Annotated in this window: 23 protein-coding genes; 12 read left to right on the plus strand and 11 right to left on the minus strand. The window is 65.6% G+C overall.

Features of this window, described 5'->3' with window-relative positions; genetic code table 11:
- The first annotated feature begins 101 nt into the window (after positions 1 to 101).
- From E1N52_RS08705 to E1N52_RS08715, 3 genes are read left to right on the plus strand one after another with little or no spacing between them, the layout of a single operon-like run.
- Positions 102 to 1421, plus strand: a complete 1320-nt coding sequence (locus E1N52_RS08705; RefSeq protein WP_133181945.1) for an MFS transporter — start codon at positions 102 to 104, stop codon at positions 1419 to 1421.
- Between the two features lie 44 nt (positions 1422 to 1465).
- Positions 1466 to 2737 (plus strand): Zn-dependent hydrolase, encoded by a 1272-nt coding sequence (locus E1N52_RS08710; protein WP_133181946.1) that lies wholly within the window; start codon positions 1466 to 1468, stop codon positions 2735 to 2737.
- A gap of 23 nt (positions 2738 to 2760) precedes the next feature.
- Positions 2761 to 3783, plus strand: a complete 1023-nt coding sequence (locus tag E1N52_RS08715) for a histone deacetylase family protein (RefSeq protein WP_133181947.1) — start codon at positions 2761 to 2763, stop codon at positions 3781 to 3783.
- 20 nt (positions 3784 to 3803) lie between these two features.
- Here E1N52_RS08715 and E1N52_RS08720 read toward each other — a convergent pair whose 3' ends face one another.
- The 7 genes from E1N52_RS08720 to E1N52_RS08750 all read right to left on the minus strand — a co-directional run bounded on the left by E1N52_RS08720 (position 3804) and on the right by E1N52_RS08750 (position 12294).
- Positions 3804 to 5009, minus strand: coding sequence for a chromate transporter (locus E1N52_RS08720; protein ID WP_133181949.1), 1206 nt, complete (start codon positions 5007 to 5009; stop codon positions 3804 to 3806).
- 111 nt (positions 5010 to 5120) lie between these two features.
- On the minus strand, positions 5121 to 7496 hold the full coding sequence (locus E1N52_RS08725; protein WP_133181950.1) for a bifunctional diguanylate cyclase/phosphodiesterase: 2376 nt from the start codon (positions 7494 to 7496) through the stop codon (positions 5121 to 5123).
- 316 nt (positions 7497 to 7812) lie between these two features.
- The gene (locus E1N52_RS08730) at positions 7813 to 8691 is read right to left on the minus strand and encodes a PhzF family phenazine biosynthesis protein (RefSeq protein WP_133181951.1); all 879 of its coding nucleotides are present in this window, start codon (positions 8689 to 8691) and stop codon (positions 7813 to 7815) included.
- Between the two features lie 149 nt (positions 8692 to 8840).
- Complete coding sequence (locus E1N52_RS08735; protein WP_133181953.1) at positions 8841 to 9305, minus strand: RidA family protein; 465 nt, start codon at positions 9303 to 9305, stop codon at positions 8841 to 8843.
- A gap of 62 nt (positions 9306 to 9367) precedes the next feature.
- Positions 9368 to 10567 (minus strand): aminotransferase-like domain-containing protein, encoded by a 1200-nt coding sequence (locus E1N52_RS08740; RefSeq protein WP_133181955.1) that lies wholly within the window; start codon positions 10565 to 10567, stop codon positions 9368 to 9370.
- A gap of 109 nt (positions 10568 to 10676) precedes the next feature.
- Positions 10677 to 11582 carry a DMT family transporter gene (locus tag E1N52_RS08745; RefSeq protein ID WP_133181957.1) on the minus strand — a complete coding sequence of 302 codons (906 nt, stop codon included), beginning with the start codon at positions 11580 to 11582 and terminating at the stop codon, positions 10677 to 10679.
- 22 nt (positions 11583 to 11604) lie between these two features.
- The gene (locus E1N52_RS08750; protein WP_133181959.1) at positions 11605 to 12294 is read right to left on the minus strand and encodes a VOC family protein; all 690 of its coding nucleotides are present in this window, start codon (positions 12292 to 12294) and stop codon (positions 11605 to 11607) included.
- A gap of 194 nt (positions 12295 to 12488) precedes the next feature.
- Here E1N52_RS08750 and E1N52_RS08755 point away from each other — a divergent pair, with 194 nt between their 5' ends.
- The 4 genes from E1N52_RS08755 (at position 12489) to E1N52_RS08770 (ending at position 17288) form a co-directional block, all read left to right on the plus strand.
- A complete protein-coding gene (locus tag E1N52_RS08755; protein WP_133181961.1) occupies positions 12489 to 13976 on the plus strand; it encodes an aminotransferase-like domain-containing protein in 1488 nt (495 codons plus the stop codon).
- A gap of 114 nt (positions 13977 to 14090) precedes the next feature.
- Positions 14091 to 16001 carry a molecular chaperone HtpG gene (gene htpG, locus E1N52_RS08760; protein ID WP_133181963.1) on the plus strand — a complete coding sequence of 637 codons (1911 nt, stop codon included), beginning with the start codon at positions 14091 to 14093 and terminating at the stop codon, positions 15999 to 16001.
- Positions 16002 to 16114: 113 nt separating this feature from the next.
- On the plus strand, positions 16115 to 16771 hold the full coding sequence (locus E1N52_RS08765) for a chorismate--pyruvate lyase family protein (protein ID WP_133181965.1): 657 nt from the start codon (positions 16115 to 16117) through the stop codon (positions 16769 to 16771).
- A gap of 16 nt (positions 16772 to 16787) precedes the next feature.
- A complete protein-coding gene (locus tag E1N52_RS08770; protein WP_133181967.1) occupies positions 16788 to 17288 on the plus strand; it encodes a DNA-deoxyinosine glycosylase in 501 nt (166 codons plus the stop codon).
- A gap of 69 nt (positions 17289 to 17357) precedes the next feature.
- On the opposite strand, the gene E1N52_RS08775 is transcribed toward E1N52_RS08770, so the two are convergent.
- Both E1N52_RS08775 and E1N52_RS08780 read right to left on the minus strand, forming a co-directional pair.
- On the minus strand, positions 17358 to 17945 hold the full coding sequence (locus E1N52_RS08775) for a hypothetical protein (protein ID WP_133181969.1): 588 nt from the start codon (positions 17943 to 17945) through the stop codon (positions 17358 to 17360).
- Between the two features lie 32 nt (positions 17946 to 17977).
- Positions 17978 to 18538 (minus strand): hypothetical protein, encoded by a 561-nt coding sequence (locus tag E1N52_RS08780; protein ID WP_133181971.1) that lies wholly within the window; start codon positions 18536 to 18538, stop codon positions 17978 to 17980.
- A gap of 349 nt (positions 18539 to 18887) precedes the next feature.
- On the opposite strand from E1N52_RS08780, the gene E1N52_RS08785 reads away from it, so the two are divergent.
- From E1N52_RS08785 to E1N52_RS08805, 5 genes are all read left to right on the plus strand, one after another.
- Positions 18888 to 19421: an energy transducer TonB gene (locus tag E1N52_RS08785; RefSeq protein ID WP_165979352.1), complete on the plus strand. Its 534-nt coding sequence runs from the start codon at positions 18888 to 18890 to the stop codon at positions 19419 to 19421.
- Positions 19422 to 19551: 130 nt separating this feature from the next.
- A complete protein-coding gene (locus E1N52_RS08790; protein WP_133181975.1) occupies positions 19552 to 20490 on the plus strand; it encodes a class I SAM-dependent methyltransferase in 939 nt (312 codons plus the stop codon).
- A 303-nt stretch (positions 20491 to 20793) separates the two neighbouring features.
- Positions 20794 to 21030: a DUF3311 domain-containing protein gene (locus tag E1N52_RS08795; protein WP_133181977.1), complete on the plus strand. Its 237-nt coding sequence runs from the start codon at positions 20794 to 20796 to the stop codon at positions 21028 to 21030.
- Entirely contained in the window at positions 21027 to 22577 is a 1551-nt protein-coding gene (gene mctP, locus E1N52_RS08800; RefSeq protein ID WP_133181979.1) for a monocarboxylate uptake permease MctP, read from the plus strand. Before E1N52_RS08795 ends, mctP begins: the two co-directional genes overlap by 4 nt.
- Before the next feature lie 216 nt (positions 22578 to 22793).
- Positions 22794 to 23909, plus strand: coding sequence for an FUSC family protein (locus E1N52_RS08805; RefSeq protein ID WP_133182179.1), 1116 nt, complete (start codon positions 22794 to 22796; stop codon positions 23907 to 23909).
- 33 nt (positions 23910 to 23942) lie between these two features.
- On the opposite strand, the gene E1N52_RS08810 is transcribed toward E1N52_RS08805, so the two are convergent.
- Entirely contained in the window at positions 23943 to 24368 is a 426-nt protein-coding gene (locus tag E1N52_RS08810; protein WP_133181981.1) for a VOC family protein, read from the minus strand.
- Positions 24369 to 24632: 264 nt separating this feature from the next.
- A complete protein-coding gene (gene tal, locus E1N52_RS08815) occupies positions 24633 to 25592 on the minus strand; it encodes a transaldolase (protein WP_133181983.1) in 960 nt (319 codons plus the stop codon).
- Positions 25593 to 25848: the final 256 nt, after the last annotated feature.

The raw sequence follows: 25848 nt of genomic DNA on the forward strand, positions 1-25848 counted from the left end.
CACAGAATAATAACGCGAAATTTGACTAATGAATTGTGGCTGGCGATAAAGCGTGCATGCATCACAAACACATCTCACACGCGCCTGAAGGAGACCGACGCATGGCCAACCCACAACCCAGCACCCGGCAACCGGTGCGCGCCGCCGCCGCGGCGTTCATCGGCACGATGATCGAGTGGTACGACTTCTACATTTACGCCACGGCCGCCGCGCTCGTGTTCGGCGAGCTGTATTTCCCATCTGAAGACCGCTTCGTGAGCACGATGGCGTCGTTCGCTACCTTTGCCGTCGGGTTCTTCGCGCGTCCGCTCGGCGGCCTGATCTTCGGCCACCTCGGCGACCGCATCGGCCGCAAAAAAGCGCTCATGACCACGCTGATGATGATGGGCGTCGCGACCGTCTGCGTCGGCCTGCTGCCGTCGTATGCGAGCGTGGGGATGCTCGCGCCGGTGCTGCTCGTGCTGCTGCGTGTGGTGCAGGGCATCGCTGTCGGCGGCGAGTGGGGCGGTGCGGTGCTGATGGCGGGCGAGCACGCGCCCGAAGGCCGCCGCACGTTCTTCGCCTCGTTTGCGCAACTGGGTTCGCCCGCCGGCCTGATTCTTTCACTGCTCGCGTTCCGCTCGGTCACGTCGCTCGACAAGGCCGACTTTCTCTCGTGGGGCTGGCGTCTGCCGTTCCTCGTATCGGCGGTGCTGCTCGTGGTCGGCATCATGATCCGCCTTGGCGTGAACGAGTCGCCCGAGTTCGAGAAGCTCAAGGACCAGCGCCGCACGCTCAAGCTGCCCGTCGCCGAAGTGTTCCGCTCGGCGTGGGGCCTCGTGCTGCTGTGCATCGGCGCGAACACCATCGGCATTGCGGGCGTGTATTTCACCAACACGTTCATGATCGCCTACACCACGCAGTACGTCGGCATCACGCGCTCGCTGATTCTCGACTGTCTGTTCGCGGTCGCGATCATCCAGTTTCTCGTGCAGCCGCTCGCTGCGTGGCTCGCCGAACGCATGGGCGGCGCGCGCTTCCTCAAGTGCGCGGCGCTCGCTGCGATGCTCTCGCCGTATCCGATGTTCGTGCTCGTGCAAAGCGGCAAGGTCGTGCCGATGGTGATCGGCATCGCGATCGCCGTGGTCTGCATGGCGAGCTTCTACTCGGTGATCGCAGGCTTCGTTTCCGGCGTGTTCCCCACGCGCGTGCGCTACTCCGCGATTTCGCTCTCTTACCAGGTGTGCGGCGCGATCGCGGGCGGCCTCACCCCGCTCGTCGGCACGTGGCTCGCGCATCGCTATGTGGGGCAGTGGTGGCCGCTCGCCGTGTTCTATACGTGTCTCGCGGGCGTTTCGCTGCTGTGCATCGTCGCGCTCGACGCGCGCCGCCACCAGCATGCGCATGACGAGGCCGCAGCCGAGGCGTTGATCACACGATGACGTTGTGCAGGTGTTCGAATAGTTCGACTGAAATGGATGGACCGATGAAAGACCTTTTGCAGATCGACGGCCCGCGCCTGTGGGCGAGCCTCATGGAGATGGCGCGCATTGGCGCGACGGCGGGCGGCGGCGTGCGCCGCCTCGCGCTCACCGAAGAAGACCGGCGCGGGCGCGAGTTGTTCGCGCGCTGGTGCCGCGAGGCGGGCATGACGGTGTGGACCGACGAAGTGGGGAACCTGTTCGCGCGCCGCGAAGGCGACGATGCACAAGCTGCGCCGGTGCTGATGGGCAGCCATCTCGACACGCAGCCCGAAGGCGGCCGCTTCGACGGCGTCTACGGCGTGCTCGCCGCGCTCGAAGTCGTGCGCGCGCTCAATGACGCCGGTGCATGCACCGGGAAGCCCATCGAGATCTGCTCGTGGACCAACGAAGAGGGCGCGCGCTTCACGCCGGCGATGCTGGGCTCGGCGGTGTTCGCGGGCGCGATGACGCTGGCGGACGCACTCTCGCGCACGGATGCCGACGGCGTGACGCTCGCCGCGGCGCTCGACACATGCGGCGCGCGCGGCACGCGTGCCGTGCAAGGCGTAGCCGTTGACGCCTATTTCGAAGCCCATATCGAGCAGGGGCCGATTCTGGAGGCGAACGAGACGACCATCGGCGTCGTGACGGGCGGCCAGGCGATCCGCTGGTTCGACGTGAACGTAACGGGCGTCGCCGCCCACGCGGGCACGACGCCGATGCGTTATCGCAAGGATGCGTGGTTCGGCGCGGCGCAGATGTCGCTCGACATCGAACGCACGATGGCGCGCTATGCACCGCTCGGTCTCGTGACGATCGGCCAGGCGCAGATCGCGAACTCGTCGCGCAACACGATCGCGGCGAACCTGACGTTCACGGTCGATCTGCGCCATCCCGACGATGCGCAGCTCGACGCGATGGAGCGGGACTTGCGCGCGCTATGCGCGGACGTGGCCGCACAGCGCGGTCTCGGCGTGCAGATCGCGCACTGCTGGACTAGCCCCGCCACGCCGTTCGACGAGCAGTGTGTCGAACTCGTCGCGCAGGCAACGGCGCGCTTCGGTTATCCACACGAGCGTATCGTGAGCGGTGCGGGCCACGACGCGATCCACCTCGCGCGCTACTGTCCGACCGCGATGGTGTTCATTCCCTGTGTGGACGGCCTGTCGCACAACGAAGCCGAGGACGCGTTGCCGGAAGACGTCACCGCTGGCGCGAACGTACTGCTGAACGCCGTCGCAGTGCGCGCGGGTGTACGCCTGGCCGCTGAAGTGGAAAACGCGGCCGACGCGTAAAAGAAATAGAAGGAGAACTGAGCATGAAAACCTGGTTTCACCCCGATCAGCTGCTGCACCATCCGCGCGCCTATTTCTCACGCGGCCAGTTGCGCGAGCCGCAGGAAGTGCCGCAGCGCGCCGAGCATCTCGTTGACGCGGCGCGCTCGCTTGGCTTCGACGTGCAGGCGCCCGCCGACTTCGGCACTGCGCCGATTGCCGCCGTGCACGACATGAACTATCTGCGCTTTCTCGAGGAAGCGCACGCCGAATGGAAGCGCGTGCCCGAAGATTGGGGCGAAGAGGTGATGTCGAACATCTACGTGCGCGAGCCGAATCCGCTGCGCGGCGTGCTCGCGCAGGCGGCGCGCTATCTCGCGGACGGCAGTTGCCCCATTGGCGCGAACACGTGGCGTGCGGCCTACTGGTCGGCGCAAAGCGCGCTGGCGGCCGCCGCATGCGTGAACGAAGGCGCGCGCGAGTCGTACGCGCTCTCGCGTCCGCCCGGCCACCATGCCCGCGCGGACGCGGCGGGCGGCTTCTGCTATCTGAACAACGCGGCCATCGCGGCGCAGTCGCTGCGCAACCGCTTCGAGCGCGTGGCGATCCTCGACACCGACATGCACCACGGCCAGGGCGTCCAGGAGATCTTCTACGGCCGCAGCGACGTGCTCTATGTCTCGATCCACGGCGATCCGACCAACTTCTATCCCGTGGTCGCGGGCTACGAGGACGAGCGCGGCAACGGTGCAGGCGAGGGCTACAACGTCAATCTGCCGATGCCGCATGGCGCATCGGAAGCCGACTTCTTCGAGCGCGTGGAATCGGCGCTGCGCGTGCTCGAGCGCTTCGAGCCCGACGCGTTCGTGCTTGCGCTGGGCTTCGACATCTACAAGGACGATCCGCAGTCGAAGGTCGCCGTGACCACCGAAGGCTTCGGGCGGCTCGGCACGGCGATCGGCGCGCTCGGCCTGCCTTCGGTGATCGTGCAGGAAGGCGGCTACCACCTCGAGAGCCTCGAAGACAACGCGCGCGCGTTCTTCAGTGGTTTTACGGGAGCGCGCTGATCAGCGCGTGAACGGCCGCTTCAGGCCAAGAGCAGCCACGCCCCGCACGCGAGTCCTACCGTCGCGTAGACCGCGTAGGCGGGGAGCTTGAGCTTGCCGAAGCACATCGCCGAGAAGACGGCCGTGAGCAGATACGAGAAGTGCAGTGGCACGTGCCGCGCGATATGCCAGACGGCGATCGCAAGGAACGCGGTGGTCGCGGCGCGCAACACGCGCATGGCGTGCTCGAAGCGCGGGTTCGCCTTCATGCGGTGCAGGTGCCGCCGCGCGAGCACGACAAGGCAGCCCGACGGCACGAATAGCGCGAGCGTGGCGACGAGCGCGCCGACCCAGCCATCCACGAGATAGCCGAAAAAGGGCACCACGTTCAGGAGTGGCCCAGGCGATAGCGGCGAGAGCGTGAACGCCAGCGTGAAGTCGTCGTTGGTGATGCCGACTGCGGGCGTGACGAACAGCGTTTTCAACACGGGCAGCGCCGAAAAGCCGCCACCGAACAGCGTCATGCCTGCGCCCGCGAGACGCGGCCAGAGCAGCGCCGAGTCGAGCCGATGCGGCAATGGCAGCGCGAACACGACGATCAGCGCGGCCAGCGCGGCGAGCAACTTCACGTCGCGCCGCGTCACGCGCAAGTCGAGGCGCTGCGAAGGCACGGGGCTCGCAAGCCAGCCCGCGGCAAACGCGGCGAGCAGAATCGCCACGTAGGCCGCGCCGCTCGCCGCGAGCGCGAGGGCCGCGCAGGCCGCAATCGCCACGCCCCATTCGAGCGGGCCGCGCACGAGCGCCCGCGTTTGCCGATACCAGGTCACGCCAATCAGCATGGCGAGTACCACGCTGAAATGGTCGAGCAGCGTGCGCGAGGCGACCGCATGCACGAACGGCGTGCGGTAGAAAATGGCGAACAGCGTCATCAGCGCGAAGAAGGGCAGCACGCTCGCGACGCCCGCGACCCAGGCGCCCGCGCGTCCGCGCAACGCGTGGCCGAGTTGCACCGCGACGTTGCAGCCCACCGGCCCCGGCACCATCCAGGCGAGTGCTACCAGATCAGAGAATGCGGTTTGCGTGAGACGCGCTTCGCGCTCCACATAGTGCTGCTCCAGTTGCGCCATGAGCGCGAGGCCGCCCCATGAGACCGCGGACACGGTCAGCACGACGCGAAAGAGCGTCAGGAGCGGTTCATGATGGTCGCGGATTGGCGCCGCGATCGCTTCGTCGGTGCGGGTTTGCATGGCTGCATCATGCGTGCGAAGGTCCGTGCGGGTCTGTGCGCGAAGGCACGCGGTTCGCGCAACTCATTGGAATACGCGTGGACAATGCGCAACCCGCGCGCACGCCTCGCGTCAGCGCGATTGCGGCGCGTCGCTCAGGCGCTCGTTGCGGCGATCTTCACGCGCGGCTTGCGTGCCCGCGGGCTGCGTCGCGCTGCATACGCCGAAGCGCTCGATCAGCGCGGCCACGCCTTCCACGGGTACGGGGCGCGAGAACAGGAATCCCTGCGCCTCGATCGGGCCGAGCGCGGAGAGCCACGCGATCTGCTCTTCGGTCTCGGTGCCCTCGACGACCACCGTGAGCCCGAGCGAGCGCGCGAGATTGACGATCGCCGAGACCATGACGCACACACTGCGGTCGGCGGGGATGGCTTGCACGAACGAGCGGTCGACCTTGAGCGTGTCGACGGCGAAGCGGTTCAGGTAGGAGAGCGACGAATAGCCGGTGCCGAAGTCGTCGAGCGCGACGCGCACACCAAGGCGCTTCAACGCGAAGATCTTCTCCGAAACGAGTTCCGGATACTCCATCATCGCGGTTTCGGTGATCTCGAGTTCGAGCCGGTGCGCGGCAATGCCGGTTTCCTCGATTGCGCGCGCCACAGTCTCGTAAAGGTCGCCGCGCCAGAACTGCACCGCCGAGATGTTGATGGCGAGCGTGAGCGACTCGTAGCCCTGCTGCTGCCACTGCGCGAGCTGTGCGCACGCGGTGCGGATCACGAAGTCGCCTACGGGCACGATGAGGCCCGTGGATTCGGCCACGGGAATGAATTCGCCCGCAGGAATGAGCCCGTATTGCGGATGGTTCCAGCGCACGAGCGCCTCGAAGCCCGTGATGCAGCGCCGGCGCAGATCGATCTTCGGCTGGTAGGCGAGAAAGAGCTGGTCCTCGGCGAGCGCGACGCGCAACTGCTGCTCCCACTTCATCAGGTGGTCGGCGCGGTGGGCGAGCTGCGGCGAGTAGAAGCGAAAGCAGTTGCGTCCCGCCTCCTTCGCGGCGTACATCGCGAGGTCAGCCTTCTTGAGCAGATCGATTTCGCTTTCGTGCGCGACCGCGAAGAGCGCGATGCCCGTGCTCGCGTGCAGCACGAAGGCGCTGCCGCGCACGTCGAACGGATGCGTGAACGCGGCGTTGGTGGCTTCGGCGAGCGCGATGGCGCGTTTTTCGATGTCGTCGCCCTTCACGATCACCACGAACTCGTCGCCGCCGATGCGCGCGAGCGTGCCCGCGCCGCCCACGGCGTCGGCGAGGCGCGCGGCGCTCATCTGCAGCACGATGTCGCCGGCGTTGTGGCCGAGCGTGTCGTTGACCGTCTTGAAGTTGTCGAGGTCGATGAAGAGGATGGCGAGCCGCCCGAGGTTGCCCGGCTGCGAGACTTCATGGCGCAAACGCTGCAGCGTGGCGTAGCGGTTGGGCAGGCCCGTGAGCAGGTCATACTGCACGAGTTGCGACATCTCGCGCTCGCGCCCGAGCAGCTTGCCGATCAGTCCCGTGGCCACGGCGAAGAACGAGAGCATGGCGAGCGAGATGAACGTCGCCATCATCAGGTAGACGTCGCGCGTGTGGTTGTAGTCGGCGAATTCCTCGGACTGCGAGAGACCGACCAGCACGGCGAGCGGATAGCCGTCGATATGGCGGTACGAGACGATGCGCGTGACGTGATCGATCGGGTCGACGTAGGTGCCCGACACATGCTCGGAAATCGGATACACGCCGCTCGCGGAGAACGTGCCGTTCGCGCGCTCGGCGCTGCCCGTGCGGCGCGCGAGCACGGCGCCGTTGTCCGAGATCACCGCGATCACGCCGTCGCGGCCGATCGCGGCGTTGTTGTAGAAGTCGCTCGTGAAGTAGCTCGGGTCCTCAGAAACCACGACGACGCCCGCGAACGAGCCGTCCGGGTGATTGAGGCGGCGCGTCATCTGCAGGGTCCAGTGGCCGGACACGCGGCCGAGCACCGGCTTGCTGATATAGAGCTGGTCGTCGTTCTCGTGCTCGTGCACCTTGAAGTGCTCGCGGTCCGAGAGGTCGATGGGCTTCGGATTCGGTTCGGCCGTGTTGGCGACCAGCGTGCCGTGCTCGTCGATGATCGACACCTGCACGAGCGAGTCGCTCTGCACCACGCCCTTTTCGACCGTGCTCGCGAGATCGAAGCGGCCCGGCGACTTTTCGAACTCGTACTTCACGAAGCGCGTGATCTGGTCGACCTGGTGGATCGCCTTGACGGTGTGCTGTTCGAGCGCCGCCGAGAGGATCGCCGCGGAGGCCGTGGCCTCGCGCATGGTCGCTTCTTTCTCGACCGACAGACGCGTGAAGATGACCGCCCACAGCAGCACGAGCACCAGCACGCCGAGCAGCGGAATGGCGAGCAATGCGCGCGGACGCGTGTATGCCGGGCCAGGCGCGTTGCGCAGGCTCGAATCGCGCGAGAACGGTCCCCGGGTGGTGCTCATCGCGGCCGCCGTAGGCGCGTGATCTCACACCGCGGATGCGGCGGCCGGAACGGCAATGATGCGCTCGGTTGAGTCGGCGGCATGAATAACGGGTGGCTGGGGAATACGCGCATTGCGCGCGAGCAATGCACGCCGGACGCGTCGTGCGTCCGATGTTTCGATATTACTGGTTGGGGAATGATTAAGGAAGCTGTGGTCCCTCGGGTATACGCGAGGGTTGCCTCAACGCGTGCGCGATGCCCATGTGCGGTGCATAGGTGCGAGGCGGTGCATCGGGGGCGATGCACTCTGCATGAGGAGGGGGTGCTGCAGGCGCTTAGCCGATCCGGCAGGTCCCGTCGATGACCGTTACCGAATGGCCGCCAATCCAGATCTTTTTTGCCGCGTCGTCATATTCGACGCGCACGCGTCCGTCGCGCGCGAGCGCCGTGCCCTGACGCACCGTATAGCGCGCGCCCGGACGCCGGTTCTGCTGTTCGAGCAGCATGGCGATGGCGGCATTCGCGCTGCCGGTGACGGGGTCTTCGCCCTTGCCGAGACCGGTCATGAGGCAACGCACTTCGAAGGTTGCGGGACCATCGGCCTCATGCGGGCCGTAGGCGGCCACGCCGTGTGCGCCCACACTCGCGGCAACCGCTTCGATTGCCTCGTAGTCGACGTCGAGCGCGAGCACCGCTTGCGCCGATGCGAGGCGCACGACGAGCCAGGGCGCGCCGTTGTCGACGCCGCAGGGAGCGGCCGAGAAGTCGATGGCATCCGAGCGCAGTGCCGCGCGCAATGCGTCGAACTGCGCTGCGTCGAGCGTCGTCACGCGTGCGGGAGGCGCGGCGAAGGCCCATGCGCCGTTCTCTGCGGCAGCCAGATCGATGAGACCGGCGCCGCATTCCTGCACGAGGCGGCCGGGCGTCTTCGGCATGCAACCGCTTTCAAGAAACGCATGCGCTGTGCCGAGCGTCGGATGGCCCGCGAAAGGCAGCTCGCCCTTGGTCGTGAAGATGCGCACGCGGTAGTCGGCGCGTGCGTCGGTGGGAGCGAGCAGGAAGCTGGTTTCCGAGAGATTCGTCCAGCGCGCGATGGCCTGCATCTCATCGCCGCTCAAGCCTTCGGCATCGAACACCACGGCGAGCGGGTTGCCCTTGAAGGGTACCGACGTGAAGACGTCGACCTGTTTGAAGCGGACGCTGTGCTGGGTCATGGCGGGACGATCGTGGAAGGGGGAGGGGCGACGCAAGAGACTGCGCCAGGTTGCGCGAACGCACAACAGAGTAATGCGAGACAGTGCGCGGACCTTGATGCAGGTCCGCGCAGTTACCAAAGTTCGCTAATGTTGCGTACTCGAGTGGCTTACTCGACTTCGGCGATCAGCTCGATCTCGACGCATGCGCCAAGCGGAATTTGCGCAACGCCGAAGGCCGAGCGCGCGTGCTTGCCCTTTTCGCCGAACACGTCGGCGATCAGCTCCGAAGCGCCGTTCGTGACGATGTGCTGCTCGGTGAAGGTGAGCGTCGAGTTCACGAGGCTCATGAGCTTGACCACGCGCTTGACCTTGTTGAGGTCGCCGGTGTGGGCGTGCAGCGTGGCGAGCAGGTCGATCGCGATCGAGCGCGCGGCGGCCTTGCCTTCCTCGGTCGTGAGCGACTCGCCGAGCTTGCCGGCCCACACCTTGCCGTCCTTCTTCGCGATGTGACCCGACAGGTAAACCGTGTTGCCGCTCTGGGCGCTCATCACGTAGGCCGCGGCGGGCGCGCCTGCCTGGGGCAGGGTGATGCCGAGCTGTTCGAGACGGTCGTAGATGTTGATGTCAGCCATGATCAGGATTCCTCGTTCGGGTGTTGAGTCGGAAAAGAGCCTGGCGCTATGCCAGGCATGTATCAGGCGTGCGCGCGGATCAGGGCCGCGAGCTTCGCGACGCCTTCTTCGATCTTCGCGGGCGGCACCGTGACGAACGACAGGCGCAGCTTGTTGAGTTGCGGCTCGTCGGCGAAGAACGGCGCGCCCGGCACGAATGCCACGTTCTGCGCGACGGCTTCGGCCAGCAGCTTCATGCTGTCGATATTCGAGGGCAGCGTCACCCAGATGAACATGCCGCCTTCGGGGCGGTTCCAGCTCACGCCTTCGGGCATGTTGCGCTTGAGCGAGTCGAGCATCGCTTCGCACTGGTCGCGATAGAGTGCGCGCACCTTCGGGATGTGCGTGTCGAGGAAGCCGTCCTTCACCACCTCGTAGACGATGCGCTGCGTGAAGCTCGGCGTGTGCAGGTCGGTGGCCTGCTTGGCCTGCACGAGCTTGAAGTGCAGGTCTTCGGGCGCAATGATGTAGCCCACGCGCAGGCCCGGCGCCAGGATCTTCGAGAACGAGCCCAGATGCACGACATGCTCGGGCGCGAGCGAGTGCACCGTCGGCAGCGGCTCGCCCGCGTAGAGCAGCGCGCCATAAGGGTCGTCTTCGATCACGGGGAAGGGCGAGTGCTTTGCGAATTCCGCGAGCGCCTGGCGGCGTTCGAGCGGCAGGCGGCGGCCTGTGGGGTTCTGGAAGTTCGGGATCGCGTAGAGCAGGCGCGCGCCGGCCGTCAGCTCGGGCGTGAGGCCTTCGGGCACGAGACCCTTCTCGTCGGTCGGGACCTGAACATACTTCGGCTCGTAAAGCGAGAACGATTGCAGCGCGCCGAGGTAGGTGGGCGTTTCCACGAGCACGGGGCTATTGGGGCAGACCAGCACCTTGCCGATCAGGTCGAGCGCCTGCTGCGAACCCGTGGTGATGAGCACCTGCGAGGGACGCACTGTCACGCCGCCTACCGAGTGGCGCGCGGCGATCCATTCGCGCAGCGGCATATAGCCTTCAGTCGCGCTGTACTGGAGGGCGCCCGAGGGGTCGTCGCGCAGGATGCGGTCGGCGGCGGCACGCATTTCCTCTGCCGGGAAGCTGGCCGGCGCGGGCAGGCCGCCCGCGAACGAAATGACTTCGGGACGCTCGGTGACCTTCAGGATTTCGCGAATCGCCGAGCTGGTCAGCTTGATTGCACGCTCGGACAGTTGCCACGCGGGCGCTGCCTTGAGATCGCTCTGGTCCATGGGGTCTCCTTGTTGGGGTGAGGCGAGTGACGGATTCAGTGGCGGCATGGGGCGCGATCGCGCGCCGCCGGATGCCGCCGAAAACCTTGAATTATGACGCGAAACCGGCTCATGCGCGCGCGGGCGCCGGGGCCGTGCGGATCGCCGCGCGGCGACCCAGTACGACCGTGGCGATCACCGCGGCCGCATAGAGCCACGCCGAGGGCGCGACTTGCTCGCCGAAAAAGAGCGCCGAGAACGCCATCGTGAAGAAGATCTGCAGCAGCTGCACCTGGCCGACGCGCGCCGTCCCGCCCATGGCGAGCCCCGCGTACCACGCGAAAAAGCCGATGAACTGAGAAAACAGCGTGACGTAGCCGAAGGCGAGCCAGGTCTTGAGCGCGACGGGGCCCGGATGCGCCACGTGATGCGCCCACGCGAGCCAGCCCACCGGCAGCACGAGGAACGGCGCCGAGAGCACGAGCGCCCAGCAGATCACCTGCCAGCCGCCGAGCTGGCGGGCGAGGCGCGCGCCTTCGGCGTAGCCGAGCGCGCCGATGCCCACCGCGATGAGCATCCACGCGTCGCCCGCGTGCAGCGAGCCGCCGCCCGCCTGGAGCGCGAACGCGACCACGAGCGCGCTGCCGATCAGCGCGCTGGCCCAGAACCCCTTCGAAGGCCGCTCGTGCGAGAGCCACGCAGCGTAAATCGCCACGGCGAGCGGTTGCAGCCCGTTGACGATGGCGCCGTGCGAGGCCGGCATGGTCTTCATCGCAAAGGCGGAAAACACCGGAAACGCGACGATCACGCCAAGCGACACCACGGCGAGGCTCTTGACCTGCGGCCAGGTGGGCCACTTCTCGCGGCGGATGGCGAGCAGCAGCGCGGCCGGCACGGCGGCGGCGAGCGCGCGGCCGAGGCCGTTCAGGAGCGGGTGGAATTCGGCGACGACGATGCGCGTCATCGGCAGCGTGAGGCTGAAGATCATGACGCCGACGAGGCCGAGCAGCATGCCTTGGGTTTCGCGTGCTTTCATGCGGGACTTTGCGCTCGACGGATCAGCGTGCCGGCGCGCCGAGCGTGCGCGGACCGGACGGGGTTTCGAACTGCGCGACGAGCGCAGGCGAGAGGGCTTCCTCCACGGCAATCAGATGCGCCGCGCCGAGCCACTGCAATTGCTCGCGCGCCGCTTGCGCCTCGGGGTGAAAGCCGGTGAGCGACGTGAGCGCGATCTCGGTGTCGGCGAGCACCTGTGACGGATGATGCGCCGTGTCCCACTGGATCAGCGAGGGCAGAATGCCGTCGCCCGCGCCTTGCCAGGCGGGGAAGGCGCCGTTTTCCGGCACGGTGAGCTGCCACGAGAAGTCGCCGCGCGTCATCGGCACGAGCGCGGGAATGCGCTGGGGATACTGCTCGCGCCAGCGCGCGAGGCTCTTTGGCGGATCGACGCGTGCAACCCAATGCGAGAGGTACGGCCCCTGTTCGAGGCGCGCCAGTACGGCGGGGTCGTCGAGCGCAAAGAGGCGCGCGCGGGCGTTCGCGCCACTTTTCGCGGCCGGATCGACGGCGATGACTTCCAGATACGCGCCGCCCCACAGCCCGAGCAGACGGTTGTGCGTGCGCATGAGCGGGTGAGCGCCGCCACCCGTGGGCGCGACGCCGAGCGCGTCGCTCACGTACTGCACGCCTTCTTCCAGCGTGCGCGCGGCAACGACGAGATGATCGAGGCGAAGCGGCGTGGCGTTCATGGGCGGGCGAGCGGAGCCAAAGATTTGGAGGGGCCGGAAGGTAGGGGGCAGGAGCGCGCGCCTGAACAGTGTGCAGACGCCTCTACCGAATCCTTACCGGTACGCATGCGATCAAATGTACCGGTATGGCTGCAGACAGTAACGGTACAATCGGCCCGATAGTGCTCTGTACAGTTCGAGTTCAGGGAGTCCTCATGTCCTCCGTACCGCTAGACCAGATTCCCGCCCCGCACGACGCGGCCACGCTCACGCTCGTCGACCAGCTCGTGCAGTGGGGCCGCCGCCGCATCGAGGAGCGCGTGTTCCGCCCCGGCATGCGGATGCCGTCCATCCGCAAGCTCGCGCTCGACAAGGGCGTGTCGCGCTTCACCGTGGTGGAGGCGTACGAGCGTCTGGTCGCGCAGGGCTACCTCGACTCGCGGCGCGGTTCCGGTTTCTATGTGCGCGAGCGGCTGGCGCTCGTGGCCGGCGGCGAACGCCAGCCGGTGACTGCGGGCGTCCCGGTGCGCGCCGACGCGGTTGCTGCCCCCGCGCCGCCCACCATCGACGTGGTCTGGCTGCTGCGCAATATGCTTCACACGTCCACGCGGCCGGAAAAAGGGCCGGGTCTAGGCTACTTGCCCGCGCGCTGGCTGGATGGAGAACTGCTGACCGGCGCGATGCGCTCGCTTGGCCGCCAGAGCGGCACGCAACTGCTCGGCTTCGGCTCGCCGCAAGGCTTCCTGCCGCTGCGCCAGCAGCTCCAGACGCGCATGGCGGAACTCGAGATCGGCGCGACGCCCGACCAGATCGTGCTCGTTTCGGGCATCACCCAGGCGATCGACCTGCTTGCACGCATCTATGTGCAGCCCGGCGACACGGTGATCGTGGGCGACCCCGCGTGGTTCCAGATGTTCGGGCGCTTCGCCTCGCAGGGCGCGCGGCTCGTCGGCATGCCGTACACGCCCGAAGGGCCGGACCTCGACGCGCTCGAAGCGCTGGTCGAGACCTGGCGGCCGAGGATGCTCGTCATCAATTCGGTGCTGCAAAACCCCACGGGCACGTCGCTTACCGCCGCGCAGGCGTTCCGCATTCTGCGGCTTGCCGAACAGTACGACTTCATCGTCGTAGAAGACGATGTCTATGGTGACCTCTGCCCCGCGGGCTATCCGGCCACGCGCCTCACGAGCCTCGACCAGCTTCGCCGCGTGATCTATCTCGGCAGCTTTTCGAAGACGCTCGCGCCGAACCTGCGCGTGGGCTTCATCGCGAGTGCGCTCGACGTGACCCAGGCGGTGGCGGACCAGAAAATGCTCGTCGGCATGACGAGCCCGGAACTCAATGAGCGCGTGCTGTACCGCGTGCTCACGGAGGGTCACTACCGGCGTCACGTGGAGCGCCTGCGCGCGCGGCTGGACGGCGTGCGCGACAAGGCGGAGCGCATGCTGGAGCGCGCCGGCCTGCGCCTTTTTGCTGCGCCGGGCGCCGGCATGTTCCTGTGGGCGGATACGGGCGTCGACGCGGATGCGCTCACCGCGGCGGGCCACGAAGCGGGGTTTCTCCTCGCGCCGGGGAGCCTGTTCTCGCCGCACCAGTCGCCGACCACGTGGATGCGCTTCAACATCGCCAACTGCGGCGATCCGGCGCTGCCCGCATTCCTCGCCGACTATCTCGAAGGCGTGGCCCGGCGGGTCGGCTCTTGAAAACGGTGCCGTCTGTCCCCAAGTGGGCGGGCGGCGCGCCGCGAGGCGAAATGCCTAGAACTCGCGGCCACAAATTTGTCAGACTAGAACTGCAACGAAAGAGGACTCTCGACCATGGCACAAGAAACCATGAGCTTCCAGGCGGAAGTGAAACAGCTTCTGCACCTGATGATCCATTCGCTGTACAGCAACAAGGAAATCTTCCTGCGCGAACTGATCTCGAACGCATCGGACGCGGCGGACAAGCTGCGCTTCGAGGCGATCGCGAACAGCGCGCTCTATGAGAACGATCCGAATCTGCGCATCCGCGTGGGCTTCGACAAGGCAGCGCGCACCATCACGATCGACGACAACGGCATCGGCATGAGCCACGATGAAGCCGTGTCGAACCTCGGTACGATCGCGCGCTCGGGCACGAAGGAATTCTTCGGCAAGCTCTCGGGCGACCAGCAGAAGGACGCGGCGCTGATCGGCCAGTTCGGCGTGGGCTTCTATTCGGGCTTCATCGTCGCGGACAAGATCACCGTGGAAAGCCGCCGTGCGGGCCTGGCGGCCGCCGAAGGCGTGCGCTGGACGAGCGCGGGCGAGGGCGAGTTTGCCGTCGAGGCGATCGAGCGCACGCAGCGCGGCACGACGATCACGCTGCACCTGCGCGAAGGCGAGGACGAGCTGCTTTCCGCATGGAAGATCAAGTCGATCATCCAGAAGTACTCGGATCACGTCGGCCTGCCCATCGAGATGAAGAAGGAAGAATGGGACGCCGAAAAGAGCGAGATGGTCACGAAGGACGAATACGAGACCATCAATCAGGCGAGCGCGCTGTGGACGCGTTCGAAGAGCGAAATCAGCGACGAGCAGTATCAGCAGTTCTATCAGCACCTCGCGCACGACCACCAGAACCCGCTCGCGTGGACGCATAACCGCGTGGAAGGCCGCAGCGAATATACGCAGCTCCTTTACGTGCCGTCGCATGCGCCGTTCGACCTGTGGAATCGCGATCACAAGAGCGGTCTGAAGCTCTACGTGAAGCGCGTGTTCATCATGGACGACGCCGAGCAGCTGCTGCCGAACTATCTGCGTTTCGTGAAGGGCGTGGTCGATTCGAGCGATCTGCCGCTCAACGTGTCGCGCGAAATCCTCCAGGAAAGCCGCGACGTGAAGGCGATTCGCGACGGCGTGACCAAGCGCGTGCTCTCGATGCTCGAAGAGATGGCGAACGCTGTTACGGACGCCGAAGCAAGCGAAGAGGACAAGGCGAAGTACACGACGTTCTGGACCGAGTTCGGCCAGGTGCTCAAGGAAGGCATCGGCGAGGATCATGCCAATCGCGAGCGCGTGGCGAAGCTCGCACGATTCGCGTCCACGCACAACGACACGAACGAGCAGACCGTCACGCTCGCCGACTACGTGGCGCGCAAGCCCGAGCAGACGAAGATCTACTACGTCACCGCCGACACGTGGCAAGCCGCGAAGAACAGCCCGCACCTCGAAGTGTTCCGCAAGAAGGGCGTTGAAGTGCTGCTCCTCACGGACCGCGTGGACGAGTGGATGCTGTCGTTCCTGAACGAGTTCGACGGCAAGCCGCTCGCGAGCGTGGCGCGCGGCGACCTCGACCTCGGCGCGCTCAACGACGAGGAAAAGCAGCAGCAGGAAAAGGTGAGCGAAGAGTTGAAGCCGCTCGTCGAGCACATGAAGGAAGCGCTCAAGGACAAGGCCAAGGACGTGCGTCTCACGTTCCGCCTGACCGATTCGCCCTCGTGCCTCGTGGCCGATGAAGGCGACATGAGCGGCTACCTGCAGCGCATGCTGAAGGCGGCGGGACAAAATGCACCGCAGATGCAGCCGATTCTCGAAGTGAATCCGGAGCATCCGCTCGTGAAGGCGCTGCGCACCGATAGCGCGGACTTCGGCGACTGGTGCAATCTCCTGTTCGATCAGGCGTTGCTGGCGGAAGGCGGTGCGCTGGAAGATCCGGCCAGCTTCGTCAAGCGTACGAACGCATTGCTGATTGCCCGCGCCGGCTAAAGCGCACGGCTTCGCATGACAGTCACCCCTTGCGGCTACCCGCCGCAAGGGGTTTTTCTTTTGTGCGCCCCGCTCGCAGCGAACTGAAATCCTCGCAGCCTATAATGCGCGCCATGCCTCTTCGATTCGATGCCGCTAACGCGCACTGGCGCGTCACGCCCTTGCCCGCCTTGAGCGCCGACCAGAAGGACTGGCTCACGCGCGGCGGTTCGCTCACGGCGCATTTGCGCACACTCGGCCACGTCATCGTGCGGGTCACGCGCGAAGCCGTCGATATGCCCTGGTCCGACGAATTCGCCGCGCTAGGTCTGGCGCCGCGCGAGCGCGCGTGGGTGCGCGAGATCGTGCTCGAAGTCGATGGCGTGCCGTTCGTCGCCGCGCACAGCGTGACGCCACTCGCCGCGAGTCAAGGCGTGTGGCAAGCCATGCGCCGTTTGCGCACGCGGCCGCTCGCGGAACTCCTCTACAGCGATAGCGGTGTGGCGCGCTCCGCGCTCGTGAGCCGGCGCGTGAGCGCCCGGCATCCGCTCTTTGCGCTCTCAGTGCGCGAGATCTTGCCCGAGCCTAAGTACGCGCCGCATGCGTTCGTCGCGCGCCGCTCGGTATTCGAGCGTGCAGGCGCGCCGCTGCTCGTGACCGAGTGCATGCTGCCCTCGCTGTGGTCGCGCCTTGCAAGGGGACCTTTGACGCAAGAACCCGGCGTGCATCTCGGACGCGAACGCGGCCCGCTCGATCACACCGCCTCGCGCGCGCATCACGCGCCGCGTTGAACGTGCATCTTTTGCCATGACCTTCAAGCGCTGCTTCGATCCCGTTATCGATGCGCACACGCGCGTGCTCATTCTCGGCAGCTTGCCTGGCGAGGCGTCGCTTGCGCATCAGCAGTATTACGCGCATAAGCAGAACCGGTTCTGGCATTTGATCGGCGAGGTGATTGGCGAAGCGCTGCCGGGCATGAACTACGAAGCGCGGCTGCAAGCGCTGCTCGCGCATCGCGTGGGGTTGTGGGACGTCATTGCGCAAGCGAAACGCGAAGGCAGTCTCGATAGCCGCATTCGCGATCACGCGGCGAACGATCTCGTGGCGCTGGTGGCCACGCTGCCCAATCTGGCCTGTATTGCGTTCAACGGCGGGACGGCTGCGAAGATCGGCACGCAGGCGCTGGCGGTGAGCCGCGTATCGCTCGATCTCGTGAAGCTACCGTCGAGCAGCCCGGCGTATGCGGCCGTGCCCTATGCGGGAAAGTTGCGCGAGTGGGAGAAGCTGCGCAAGTGGCTTTCGCCGTGACCGCTGCGCCTGTCGATACACGGCAAAAGTGCGCGGCCGGATGGTTGCTCCAGCCGCGCCATCGAAGCGTTACTTCTGCAATTCGGGCGCCGTTGCGAGCGCCGACTGCAACTTGGTCACCGCGTCGGCCGTTGCAAGCTGGCCAGCCAGGCTGAAGTTACGCTTGAACTCACTAAATTCCGCGTGGCCGGTTCCCGTCACGTCCGTTGTGGTCACGGTCTGGCCGCTCGGGTCCGTCACGGTGCAGGCAAGCGTGACCGAGAAATCCGTGGGCGGCCAGGTGAGAATGCTAGGGGACGACGACGTCGTCTTGATCGTCGGCGTGATCACGTAGTCGAGATGCTTGGCCTGAATCGTTGCCGCGTCCGGTGCGCTCTTGAGCTTGGTCACGTTCTTGAACACGTGACCGAGTCCAACGTACATCGGCAGTTCAAGGTCGTGATACGGGTGATAGCTCACCTTGTCGCCGCCGCCGCCGGGTGTGATCACTTCCTTCGACAATTCGTCATCCGTAATGACGAGACCCACGGACTTGTCGAGCGGCTGCGTCGAGAGCGTCGGAATCTTGCTTGCGTCGCCGGTCAGCGAAATTTCGTGCGCACAGCCTGAAAGTGCGGCGACCACGCTGGCCGCCGCGATCATTCGAATCATTGTCATGGTGTTCGTTCCCCGTTGTATGTCTGGTTGAGTTATTGGATTGCCTGAATGAAGGCAGGGTCGGCGTAGAGTTCGCCGAGCAACTTCTGCACGGCGAGCGGATATTCTTCGCGCGCCTTCGGTACTGCGATCATGGCCGCGAACGCCGAATCCCATTGCGTGTGCGCGGATTTCACCTGGTCATAACGCACGTTGCCCGATCGCATCACGATGAAGCGTGCCGACAGTCGCGCACCGCCGGTTGCAACGCCGACGTCGATGTCGTTTTCCAGTAGCGTCGCCTTGATCTCGACATCGCTTTCCGGAGAAAGCTTGCCGGCCATCTGCAATTCTTTCGTCATTGCATCGGCAAGATAGGCGCCGAATGAATTGCCGACGGGCGACTTCAAGCTATTTGCCCGCAAGGGAACCGGATACGGATTTTTCACGTCCGCCTGGGAATCGAATGCGCCGACTTTCGCGTGCGCTGCGGTCACGTTCTTGAGCGACTGGATATTGTCGACGTCGGGGGAGTACGGCGGAGCGACCACAGCACATGCGGTCAGAAACAGGAGCGGCGTGATCACGCCGATGGTTCGCACGGTGTTGAACATATTTGTTTTACCTTGTGATTGCGGAACTCTGCTGCCACGGAGACTTTCGGTCTTGTGCGCCGGATCAGTTTTGGTCTCCTGGAGGAATATCGGCGCTGAACTGCCAATCTTGAGTCTGCGAGACTGCGCGCTTGCCGTGTGTATGCGTCGTGCATGACGATGCCGCTACACGCCAGTAGTCCTGGGTTGTTAGTCGTGCAATGGCGCGTATTGAAGACGTTCGTGGGCGACCCCGATGCGCCTATGAGTGCTGGCGCACACAAACGTAAGCGCGCTGCAAACTCGCCGCGCTAGCATGGTCCCGCGCACGCCGCGGCGCGCGCTCATCCCGCCGGGACACGAGACCATAATGAACAAGAAACGCCTGCCCCTGATCGTTTTACCCATGACGCTCATGCTGGGCGCCTGCGCTTCGGACGACGTATCGCAAGTGGGGCCGCACGTGCGCCCTTCGCCGCAGATGGTCATGAACCGCTGCCTCGCGGCCGTCGCGACGCTGGGTTTCGCGCCGCCTACGGAAACCACCTTGAGTTCCTGGCAGTGGAAGCGCTACGTGGGCTGCAAGCTGGGCGGCAACATGTTCGTCAATCCGAAGAAGATACCGGCGGATACGGAAGCCATCGTGTCGATTCGCGCCGCGTCGGATGGCTCCATCGTCTCGGTGAAGCTGCTGCGTTCGAGTGGCAACGATGACTACGACTACGCCGTCGAGCGCGCGATCGACGCCGCCGCGCCGCTGCCTGCCGTACCGCAGGCGCTGCACATCGCGCGCATCGACATGCATTTCCATCCTGCACGGGTCAATCCACTGGCGTTGCAGCCGGGGCAGCCCGGAATCGATGGCGTGGGCAACGGCGAGGGGCGCGCTGACGGCAGCCATTGACTCGCACGGCGTACGGGCGAGGCGCTCGAAGTGCCTGCCAAATCAGGCCTGAAGCGCCGCGAATGCTATGCTCTCGGTCGCCTGAGTAAATGCACCTGCATTTGCGCCCCCACAGCAAGCGATTTTCTACATGACGACTCTCATCAAGCGCGCCTCCGCCGAGGCCCGCGCATTCAAGCAAACCGCCAACGCGACGCAATCGGACGAGACTGCGAGCCAGACCGCGAAGGTCACGAAGCGCCCGCGCCGCGCAGCCGCTGCCGCTGCCGCCGACGACCTCGACAACGCGCCGGTCATCGAAGCGCCGCGCAAGCCGCGTTTCGCGCCGGTCACGTTCTCGGAAGAGAACGGTGTGCGCTATCTGCACTTCGGTACGGAGTGGGTGCAGGGCGCGATGCGTCTGGCGAAGCCGCTGCACATCGAACTGGAATACGCGCAGCAGATGATGGCCTGGCTGCTGTTCCTCGCCACGCCCGAGCGCATCGTGCAACTGGGCCTGGGCGCCGCCGCGCTCACCAAGTTCGCGCACCGCTATCTGCGTCCCGCGAAGGTCGAGGCGATCGAACTGAATCCGGCGGTCGTGGTGGCCGCGCGCACGATGTTCGATCTGCCGTACGACGACGCGCGCCTGACCGTGCGCGAGCTCGACGCGTGGGACTTCGTCCAGGACCGCGCCAATCATGGCACTATCGGCGCGCTGCAGATCGACGTGTACGACGCGACCGCGCGCGGTCCGGTGCTCGACAGCGTGGCGTTCTACCGCGCCGTGCGCGCGTGCCTGACCGATGCCGGCGTCGCGACGATCAATCTGTTCGGCGACCACCCGAGCTTCGTGCGCAACATGAAGCGCCTGAACGAAGCCTTCGAAGGCCGCGTGATCGCGCTGCCCGAAGTGCACGAAGGCAATCGCGTGGCGCTTGCGTTCTCGGGCCCGGCGCTCGAAGTCACCTTCGATGCGCTCGAAAAGCGCGCGCGCCTGCTCGAAAGCAAGCTCGGCCTGCCAGCGCACCAGTGGGTGAAGGCGCTGCGCGAATCGAGCGGCCAGCACGGCGCGACGTTCTCGATCTGATCTGCGCGAACGGCGGCAACGCCGTTGCGGCACAGAAAACCGGCTTCAGGGCCGGTTTTTTTTCGCCTGCATAGCGCATTTCCGGGCAATTATCACGACGTGGCGCAAGCCGTTGGCTCTTGACAACGCCCTCGGAATTGGGGTCCGCCCTGCTTGACCGTGCGGCGTGGCCTCGATACTCTTTTCAGCGCTTTCGGGGACCTTGCGGATTATCCGTCTGTGAGGCCATCGGCCGCCTCACGCCGGGCGGCGGACCGCAGACAAAGCAAGGCCGCATAACTACATAAGCAACGAGGAGACGTCATGGCTCACGACGCCGACGCCGGAAAACCAAGCAAGCATTGGCTGTGGCTTTTGCTGCTGCCCTGGATCGCGATGATCTGGGTGCCGTCGTACAACAAGATCGAGCCCACTTTGTGGGACTTCCCGTTTTTCTACTGGTATCAGCTTCTTTGGGTGCTGATCAGCGCTGCCATTACCGCGCTCGTCTACTTCAAGACGAAGACCCGCAACAAGGGCGATGAAGGGGGCGCGCAATGAACGTCACAGCAACCGCAGTCTTTATTCTGTTCTTCCTCGGCGTCACGGTGCTCGGCTTCTTTGCCGCACGCTGGCGCAAGGGCGATCTCGCGCATCTCGAAGAGTGGGGCCTGGGCGGCCGCCGCTTCGGCACGATCGTCACCTGGTTCCTGCTCGGCGGTGACCTCTACACCGCGTACACCTTCGTCGCCGTGCCGGCGCTCGTGTTCGGTGCGGGCGCAACGGGTTTCTTCGCGCTGCCGTACACGATCCTGATCTATCCGTTCGCGTTCGTCGTGTTCCCGAAGCTTTGGGCCGTCGCGAAGCGCCATCAATACGTCACCTCGGCCGACTTCGTGAGCGCGCGCTACGGCAGCCGCATGCTCGGGCTCGCCATCGCCGTGACGGGCATCGTCGCGACGATGCCGTATATCGCGCTGCAACTGGTGGGTATCGAAGTGGTGATCGGTGCACTCGGCTTCGACACGACGGGCTTCGTCGGCGACCTGCCGCTCATCATCGCGTTCGCGATTCTCGCCGCGTACACGTACACGTCGGGCCTGCGCGCGCCGGCCATGATCGCCGTGGTGAAGGACATCCTCATCTACATCACGATCATCGTCGCAATCATCGTGATTCCCGCGCAGATGGGCGGCTTCGGCCACATCTTCGGCGCGGTGCCGCCGGCCAAGCTGCTGCTCAAGTCGCCGGATGCCACGAGTCTGAACGGCTATAGCGCCTACGCGACACTGGCGGTAGGGTCGGCGCTTGCGCTGTTCCTGTACCCGCACTCGGTCACGGCGATCCTGTCGTCGTCGTCGGGCAACACCATCCGCCGCAACATGGCGATGCTGCCGGCGTACTCGCTGGTGCTCGGTCTGCTCGCGCTGCTCGGCTACATGGCGCTTGCCTCGGGCGTGAAGGACATGCCGGAATTCGCGCCGTACTTCAAGGCCTTTGGTCCGAACTTCGCGGTGCCTGCGCTGTTCCTGCACTTCTTCCCGTCGTGGTTCGTGGGCGTGGCGTTCGCGGCCATCGGTATCGGCGCGCTGGTGCCGGCCGCGATCATGTCGATTGCTGCGGCCAACCTCTACACGCGCAACATCCACAAGGAGTTCATCAACCGCAACATGAATCACGAGCAGGAGACCAACATCGCCAAGCTGGTCTCGCTGATCGTGAAGGTCGGCGCGGTGGCGTTCATCCTGGGCCTGCCGCTCACGTACGCGATCCAGCTGCAGCTGCTCGGCGGTATCTGGATCATCCAGACGCTGCCCGCCATCGTGCTCGGTCTCTACACGCGCATGCTGGACTATCGCGGTTTGCTGATCGGGTGGGCGGCCGGCATTGCCACGGGCACGTGGATGGCGATCTCGCTGCAGTTGAAGGGCTCGATCTTCACGATCCACCTGTTCGGCATGGCGATTCCGGGCTACGCCGCGGTGTGGTCGCTGATCGTGAACCTCGTGGTCGCGATCGTCGTCTCGGCGCTCGTGCATGTGGTCGGCATGCAAAAGGGCGCGGATCGCACGCGTCCGGAAGACTATCTCGACGTCGTCGAGGGCTGATCCGCTCATGCCCGGCGCATGCCGCCGGGCTAGTTTTTATCCGATGCCCGCAACGCACAGTTGCGGGCATTTGTTTTTCTGGTGCACGATGACTGCTGATCTGGCTCACGTCCAACCGGTGCCATGGCCTCATCTCAAACCGATTCCCGTTCCCGACGCGGGCGCAGCGGCGCGCAACGCCTGCGCCCGCCGCGCCGCCGCTCGCGCCTCGCGCGCATGTGGCGCGCGTTGACTTCCCCGTACTATCGCTACCGAAACGCCAAGGTGATACACAGCGTGCGCGTGGGCCTTGCGATGCTCGCCTCGATTCTCGCGACGTCGGGCATCCATATTCCGCACGGCATCTGGGCGTCGGTCACGTTGCTCGTCGTGATCGGCGGGCTGCAGCACCAGGGCAACATCCGCAAGAAGGCCGCCGAGCGCGCGCTCGGCACGCTGCTCGGCGCCGTGATCGGGCTCGTGCTCATCGTCGTGCAGGCCATTACCGGTTCCGTGTGGCTCACCTACGTGCTGATGTCGCTCGTCGCCGCCGTCTGCGGCTACTACGCCATTGGCAAACCGGGCTACGTCGCGTTGCTGGCCGCCATCACCATGTGCATCGTTGCGGGACATGGCGACAACCTCATCGACACGGGCCTCTGGCGCACGCTCAACGTGATTCTCGGCATTGTCATCGCGCTCGTGTTTTCGTTTGCCTTGCCGCTGCACGCGACGTATTCGTGGCGCTACAGCCTGGCCGACAATCTGCGCGAATGCGCGCGTGTGTACGCGCGGGTGGCGGGCGGCGTGCACGTCGACACCGACGAGCAGGTGCAGACCTTCATGCGCCTGAACGCACGGCTCGTGCAACTGCGCGCGCTGATGCCCTCGGTCGCCAAGGAGATCGGCGTGCCGCTCGCGCGGCTCGAGCAGGTGCAGCGCCTGCATCGCTCGCTCCTGAGCGCGCTGGAAATGCTCTGTACGGGCACGGGCAGCTACGAGCAGGCGCTCGTGCGCGTGGCGTTCGCGGAGCGCAGCGAAACCGTGCGCCGTGCGCTGCTCGCCACGGCGCGGGCACTCCGTTTTGGCGGCGGGCGTCACCCGGAGGCAGCGCAGCAGGCGCTGCGCACGGTTGGGGCACGGGGAGAGGGCAGTGGCGGGGGCGACGGGGCGGCCGAGTCCGACCAGGAAAGCACACAGGCGCAGCCGCAGGGCTGCCCCGAGCCGCGGATGCAGGGACCTTACTGGCTGAGCCTGCGTGTGGAGGAGCAGGTGGAGCGCCTGCGCGCGCTGCTCCTCGAAACCGAACCGCGCTGGAACATCGAGCGCGCTGCGACGCACCGCATGGTGTGACGCCGGGCGCGCTCCTCCAGTCGTGGCGGTGGATCAGGCGGGTTGGTCGTGCGGCGCCGAGACCATCCACGGCACGCCGAACTTGTCGGTCAGCATGCCGAAGCCGGGCGACCAGAAGGTCTTCTGGAACGGCATCGTGACCGTGCCGCCTTTGGCCAGCGCGTTGAAATAGCGTTCAGCCGTGGCGATGTCGGACCCGGTCAGCGAGACGCCGAAGCCGAGGAACTTGTCGTTCTGCGTCATGCAGCCGCCGTCGGACAACATGATCTGCGCGTCGCCGATCTGGAGCGTCGCGTGCATGATCTTTTCGGCGAATTCGGGCGGCATGGGGCGCGCGGGATCCGGCGGCGCTTCCTTGAAGCGCATCTTCATCACTTCCTTCGCGCCGAGCGCTTCGCCATAGAACGCGATCGCTTCATCGCAGTTGCCGGGGTAAAAGAGATAGGGCTGGATTTGCATCGTCGGTTTCCTTGCGGACGGGACGTTGGCCGGCCGGTTTCATGCGAGGGTATGCACGGGGCCGGATCGCGCGGCGGGTTGCGCCGCTGCCCTGATTCTAGGCGCGCGCGATGACGTGACCGAGCGGTGTGTCGTCAGGGTTTGCGAGAGTGCAGACGGGAACGGTCGTTGCAGTCCGCCCCGTAAAACAAAGGGCCGCACATGCGCCATGTGCGGCCCTCGGTCATCGATACAGCAATGCGCGCTGCATGGCGCGCCGGCGTATTACTTCGCGCGCAGTTCTTCGATCATCTTTTCGAGCTTGATCGCGTCCGCGGCGAACGCGCGGATGCCTTCGGCGAGCTTCTCGGTCGCCATGGCGTCGTCGTTGAGCTGGAAGCGGAACGACGGCTCGTCCACGGCCACGCGCTCGATCTTCGCGTCCTTGAACGCTTCCGGCGAGAGCTTGCGCTCGACCTTCTCGTTGCTGTCGTGGAGCTTCTGCAGCAGGTCCGGGCTGATGGTGAGCAGGTCGCAGCCGGCCAGCTCGACGATCTGGCTCGTGTTGCGGAAGCTCGCGCCCATCACCTCGGTCTTGTGGCCGAACTTCTTGTAGTACGCGTAGATCTTGCGCACGGACTGCACACCCGGGTCGTTTGCGCCGCCGTCCTTCGCGTCGTCCCAGTCAGCGCCCTTGGCCTTCTTGTACCAGTCGTAGATGCGGCCCACGAACGGCGAGATGAGCTGTGCGCCCGCTTCGGCGCACGCGGCCGCCTGCGCGAGCGAGAAGAGCAGCGTCATGTTGCAGTGGATGCCATCCTTTTGCAGCGCTTCGGCGGCGCGGATGCCTTCCCAGGTGGAGGCGAGCTTGATCAGCACGCGTTCACGGCCGATGCCGGCCTGCTTGTACAGGTCGATGATGTGGTGCGCCTTGTCGATCGACTTTTTCGTATCGAACGAGAGGCGGGCATCGACTTCGGTCGAGACGCGGCCCGGAATGATCTTGAGGATTTCGGTGCCGAACGCGATCAGCAGATGGTCGATGATCGACTCGAGCGATTCGCTCGCGTGATCGCGCACGGTTTTTTCGAGCAGCGGACGGTACTCGGCTTTCTGGACCGCCTTGAGGATCAGCGACGGGTTGGTCGTCGCGTCCTGCGGCTTGTACTGCACGAATTGCTGGAAGTCGCCCGTATCGGCGACGACGGTGGTGTACTGCTTGAGCTGGTCGAGTGCGGTAGTCATGTCAGGCCTTATGGGCGCGTGCGCGCCTGCATCGGTGAGAGTTGAACGGCCGGTGCGCTTCAGGCGTAAGCCTGGGGCGCGCCGGGCGGAACGAGAAAGGCGCTGCACCTCTCCGGCACGGCCCGCGCGGACTGGGCGGGAAGCCGGGTGGGGCGCATCTTGCCGTGCGTTTAGGCGCGGCTCACAACATCATTTTATGGCGGAAACGCTTGGCGTTGCGTTTCGCGCGGGCAGGGCGCATGGCAAACGCGCCGCA

This window comes from Paraburkholderia guartelaensis, from assembly GCF_004353905.1.
GTDB classification, from domain to species: domain Bacteria; phylum Pseudomonadota; class Gammaproteobacteria; order Burkholderiales; family Burkholderiaceae; genus Paraburkholderia; species Paraburkholderia guartelaensis.

What these genes read in the sequence shown, in the direction of transcription:
- E1N52_RS08705 (WP_133181945.1), top strand. Translation starts at nt 102, where the DNA reads ATGGCCAACCCACAACCCAGCACCCGGCAACCGGTGCGCGCCGCCGCC.
- E1N52_RS08710 (WP_133181946.1), top strand. Translation starts at nt 1,466, where the DNA reads ATGAAAGACCTTTTGCAGATCGACGGCCCGCGCCTGTGGGCGAGCCTC.
- E1N52_RS08715 (WP_133181947.1), top strand. Translation starts at nt 2,761, where the DNA reads ATGAAAACCTGGTTTCACCCCGATCAGCTGCTGCACCATCCGCGCGCC.
- E1N52_RS08720 (WP_133181949.1), bottom strand. Translation starts at nt 5,009, where the DNA reads ATGCAAACCCGCACCGACGAAGCGATCGCGGCGCCAATCCGCGACCAT.
- E1N52_RS08725 (WP_133181950.1), bottom strand. Translation starts at nt 7,496, where the DNA reads ATGAGCACCACCCGGGGACCGTTCTCGCGCGATTCGAGCCTGCGCAAC.
- E1N52_RS08730 (WP_133181951.1), bottom strand. Translation starts at nt 8,691, where the DNA reads ATGACCCAGCACAGCGTCCGCTTCAAACAGGTCGACGTCTTCACGTCG.
- E1N52_RS08735 (WP_133181953.1), bottom strand. Translation starts at nt 9,305, where the DNA reads ATGGCTGACATCAACATCTACGACCGTCTCGAACAGCTCGGCATCACC.
- E1N52_RS08740 (WP_133181955.1), bottom strand. Translation starts at nt 10,567, where the DNA reads ATGGACCAGAGCGATCTCAAGGCAGCGCCCGCGTGGCAACTGTCCGAG.
- E1N52_RS08745 (WP_133181957.1), bottom strand. Translation starts at nt 11,582, where the DNA reads ATGAAAGCACGCGAAACCCAAGGCATGCTGCTCGGCCTCGTCGGCGTC.
- E1N52_RS08750 (WP_133181959.1), bottom strand. Translation starts at nt 12,294, where the DNA reads ATGAACGCCACGCCGCTTCGCCTCGATCATCTCGTCGTTGCCGCGCGC.
- E1N52_RS08755 (WP_133181961.1), top strand. Translation starts at nt 12,489, where the DNA reads ATGTCCTCCGTACCGCTAGACCAGATTCCCGCCCCGCACGACGCGGCC.
- htpG (WP_133181963.1), top strand. Translation starts at nt 14,091, where the DNA reads ATGGCACAAGAAACCATGAGCTTCCAGGCGGAAGTGAAACAGCTTCTG.
- E1N52_RS08765 (WP_133181965.1), top strand. Translation starts at nt 16,115, where the DNA reads ATGCCTCTTCGATTCGATGCCGCTAACGCGCACTGGCGCGTCACGCCC.
- E1N52_RS08770 (WP_133181967.1), top strand. Translation starts at nt 16,788, where the DNA reads ATGACCTTCAAGCGCTGCTTCGATCCCGTTATCGATGCGCACACGCGC.
- E1N52_RS08775 (WP_133181969.1), bottom strand. Translation starts at nt 17,945, where the DNA reads ATGACAATGATTCGAATGATCGCGGCGGCCAGCGTGGTCGCCGCACTT.
- E1N52_RS08780 (WP_133181971.1), bottom strand. Translation starts at nt 18,538, where the DNA reads ATGTTCAACACCGTGCGAACCATCGGCGTGATCACGCCGCTCCTGTTT.
- E1N52_RS08785 (WP_165979352.1), top strand. Translation starts at nt 18,888, where the DNA reads ATGAACAAGAAACGCCTGCCCCTGATCGTTTTACCCATGACGCTCATG.
- E1N52_RS08790 (WP_133181975.1), top strand. Translation starts at nt 19,552, where the DNA reads ATGACGACTCTCATCAAGCGCGCCTCCGCCGAGGCCCGCGCATTCAAG.
- E1N52_RS08795 (WP_133181977.1), top strand. Translation starts at nt 20,794, where the DNA reads ATGGCTCACGACGCCGACGCCGGAAAACCAAGCAAGCATTGGCTGTGG.
- mctP (WP_133181979.1), top strand. Translation starts at nt 21,027, where the DNA reads ATGAACGTCACAGCAACCGCAGTCTTTATTCTGTTCTTCCTCGGCGTC.
- E1N52_RS08805 (WP_133182179.1), top strand. Translation starts at nt 22,794, where the DNA reads ATGTGGCGCGCGTTGACTTCCCCGTACTATCGCTACCGAAACGCCAAG.
- E1N52_RS08810 (WP_133181981.1), bottom strand. Translation starts at nt 24,368, where the DNA reads ATGCAAATCCAGCCCTATCTCTTTTACCCCGGCAACTGCGATGAAGCG.
- tal (WP_133181983.1), bottom strand. Translation starts at nt 25,592, where the DNA reads ATGACTACCGCACTCGACCAGCTCAAGCAGTACACCACCGTCGTCGCC.